Consider the following 3,059-nt stretch of genomic DNA (forward strand, 5'->3'; position numbering starts at 1 on the left):
GCCTCGGCCTGACCGCCATCGCCGACCACTGCGTGATGGTGCAACGCGGGACCGTGTCGCCGCTGCTGCTGGCTGATCGGGCTTCCTGAGCCGACAGCATTCCCTCAGCGTCGCACTCATCAGCAGGGGCTGAACTCCGCTCAGCCCGCTGCAGCCTACTGCTTCGTATGCGTCAGGCAGTCGGATATTTGGGACCAGCAGAAAAACAAAACCCCGCAAGCGGGGTCTTGTTCCTAGGCCATGCCATCTGGACAGGCAAGGCTAAATGGCCACACGCCCCCTACGGGATGTCGCACTTCATCTTTCCATCCACGTAGTACGGCTTGGGGACGTCCGGATTCTGGCTGGTCTTTTCGAACACCACCTCGAACGAGTTGGGGTCCGGCTTGCCCTTGCGTTCGGTGCAGGCGTCCTGCAACTTCTTCTTGACCGCGGCGATGCCGGCGTCGCGGTTGGCACCGTCGGCGCTGTTGGTGAGATTGGCGACCTCGGCGAAGGCCGGCGAGGCGAGGCCCAGCAAGCTTCCTGCGAACACGAGTGCGTGCAGCGTCTTCATGGCGTCTCCTTGTTTTGATGTCCGTACGCGGTGGGAGGCGTGCGTTGCGGCGCATGCGGCAATGCCCGGCGCCGCGGCCGCCCTCCAGCGCGTAGCTAGGATAGGGAGCGCTGGTTAAGACCTCGTAGGGATCGGCGCGCAAGACCGTCGCAGCAACATTCGACAGGTCAACGCAGCGCATTGACGCGGCGCTGGATCTTCGGGCCGAGCACATGCTTTGACACGCGCCGGCTCGCCCATGGACGCACAGGCCGCGCAGGACGACTCAGCGACTACTCGGTACGCGGCGCCTCGTAGTTCTGCCCAGGCTGCAGCGTGGTGACGTAGGGGCCGTTCCAGTCGCGGTCGAAGATGCGCGTCAGCGTCTCGGCTGGCCCCTTGCCCTTGACGAACACCGAGGCGTCCACCGCGGTATTGAAGTAGCTCCATTCCCAGTTGCCGGTGCCGATCACGCTGCTGCGGTCGTCGGCCACCGCGTACTTGGCGTGCTCGACCCGCGCATACGGAATGAAGCCCTGTGGCGCCGGTGGCAGGCGGCTGAACTTCACCGCGATGTTCGGCAGTGCGGCCAGGCTTTTCAGATAGGCCTGCATCGGTTCGCGCAGCGCCCAGTCGGCGACGATGATGTGCACCTGCACGCCGCGGGCGGCGGCGTCGCGGATGGCGCTGTCGACCGGTGCCCACCAGCCCTTGGGCCCGAAGCTGCGGATCGCCGACAGCGTCATCACCTGGATGCGCAGCGCATGCTGGCTGGCGCGGATCATCTCGACCAGGGCCGGCTCCTCGGCGCTGACCCACGCCGGCTGCAGCGTCGGCGGGCTGAACGCGGGGAAGGCGACCAGCGGCGCGTCGCTGCCGGCATCCAGCAGCACCGGATCGGTGGCGGTGACCGGAACGAAGTCCGGCGGCTGCACACCGCGCGCCTGCGCCTTGGCCAGATTGCCTTCGTCGGCCAGGCGCCAGCTGTAGTCGAAGCTCGCGGCGAAGGTCTTGGCGAAGCGCGCGTCATCGATGCGCGCGCCGATCTCATGGATCTGCTCCAGCGCCCGCCAATCCCAGTTCTGGCTGCCGACGAACACGCTGGCGTCGTCGACGATCATGTACTTGGCGTGCAGCACGCCGCCGGTCAGCGTATCGACCGGCAGCACCCGCACGGTGATGCCCGGCACCTTGCCCAGCCAGGCGACGCTGTCCGGGTTCTTGGTCAGGAAGGTGTGGTCGACCAGCAGGTGGACCGCCACCCCGCCGCGGGCGCGGGCGGCCAGTGCGTCCAGTACCGGCGTCAGGCCGGTGCCGGGCTTCTCGGAGATGTAGAACGCGGCGATGTCGATGCGCTGCCTGGCCCCGTTGATCATCGCCAGCCATGTCTGCTGGGTGCGCGGCACGCCGGGTTCGCCGTAGACGCTGGCCTCGGGCACGCTCTCGACGATCTGGAACTGCGAGGGCTGCGGCCGGGCCTGGGCGCCGGTGGCTGCCGACAGCAGCAGGCAGGCCATGGCGGCGGACAGGAAGCGGCGTGCGGGATGCACGCTGGCGATGGAAGCGAGAGGCACGTTGGGTGTCCTTGCGGGAGCGTGGGAAGTGGATGCCGGGCGGCGATGCGCGTGCATGCTACCGGCAGCTGTCGTAGCTTGGCAGCCTGCTTTGCAGCGCATGTGTCAGTGAGATGGTGACGGCTAAGTTGGCGTTCCCGTCCAGGGGCGTCAGCGCTTCAAGGCAGAGCGCGCCACCAATGCGCACGCAGGCCGCGGCCGACCTTCATCGCTTGACCACTCACGGTCCTGATTCTGATTGGATCAGGGCGTCGCGATGCCGCGCCGCGCGGCGTTCGCAGAAGGAATGCATCGCCGTCCAACGGCACCGGCGACCGCGTCGTGCCGCGCGAGAAGATTCAGGCCCGACCGTCGGCGAATGCGGCCTGCGCCTGCGCAAACCACTGCAGCACCTGCTGGCGATGCGGCTCGCCCCAGCAGCGCACGAATTGCTGGGTATGGTGATCGGTGAGGTCGTTGAGCGCGGCGATGCGTTGCGCGACGTAGGCAGGCTCCAGTCGCAGGCCGCAGTCGACCTCGATGCAGTGGCGCCAGGCGGTGTAGCTGTCGGGAATGATGGATGAAGACATGAAGATCCCTGGAGTTCGGCGCCCATCGCGGCACAGGGCCGCCGTGCGAGGCGCGTCGGTGGTGGCCGGATGCGAACCGCGGCTGACTGACGGTAACGGCAGGCTTGCACCCGCGCTCGATAGTTCACTAATGTTATAGTGTAACTCAACCGATGCACTGCATATGCGACCTGGCATTCCCCTGATCCTGTTGCTCCTCTCCGCCAGCTCGCCAGCCACCGCTGCGATCCGCCACCATGGCCCGCACGTGCACGGCCAGGCCAACCTGGAGGTCGCCGTCGACGGCACCGCTGTGGACGTGCAGCTCAGCGCGCCCGGCATCGGCATCCTCGATTTCGAACACCCCACGCGCGATGCCGGCGAGCGCCAGCGGCTGGGGGG

General features: G+C 67.2%; 4 protein-coding genes. 1 reads left to right on the top strand and 3 read right to left on the bottom strand.

Annotation, left to right across the window (positions count from 1 at the left end; all coding sequences use genetic code 11):
• Nucleotides 1-280 precede the first annotated feature (280 nt).
• The 3 genes from D183_RS0119815 to D183_RS0119825 form a co-directional block, all read right to left on the bottom strand.
• Nucleotides 281-556, bottom strand: coding sequence for a hypothetical protein (locus D183_RS0119815; RefSeq protein ID WP_017910537.1), 276 nt, complete (start codon nt 554-556; stop codon nt 281-283).
• Nucleotides 557-828: 272 nt separating this feature from the next.
• On the bottom strand, nt 829-2,109 hold the full coding sequence (locus D183_RS0119820) for a phospholipase D-like domain-containing protein (RefSeq protein ID WP_039728841.1): 1,281 nt from the start codon (nt 2,107-2,109) through the stop codon (nt 829-831).
• Between the two features lie 338 nt (nt 2,110-2,447).
• Complete coding sequence (locus D183_RS0119825) at nt 2,448-2,678, bottom strand: hypothetical protein (RefSeq protein ID WP_017910539.1); 231 nt, start codon at nt 2,676-2,678, stop codon at nt 2,448-2,450.
• Between the two features lie 190 nt (nt 2,679-2,868).
• Here D183_RS0119825 and D183_RS0119830 point away from each other — a divergent pair.
• Nucleotides 2,869-3,059 (top strand): ZrgA family zinc uptake protein (locus D183_RS0119830; RefSeq protein WP_017910540.1); only part of this gene is annotated, 191 nt, incomplete at its 3' end.

Source organism: Xanthomonas sp. SHU 199 (genome assembly GCF_000364665.1).
Classification (GTDB): Bacteria; Pseudomonadota; Gammaproteobacteria; order Xanthomonadales; family Xanthomonadaceae; genus Xanthomonas_A; species Xanthomonas_A sontii.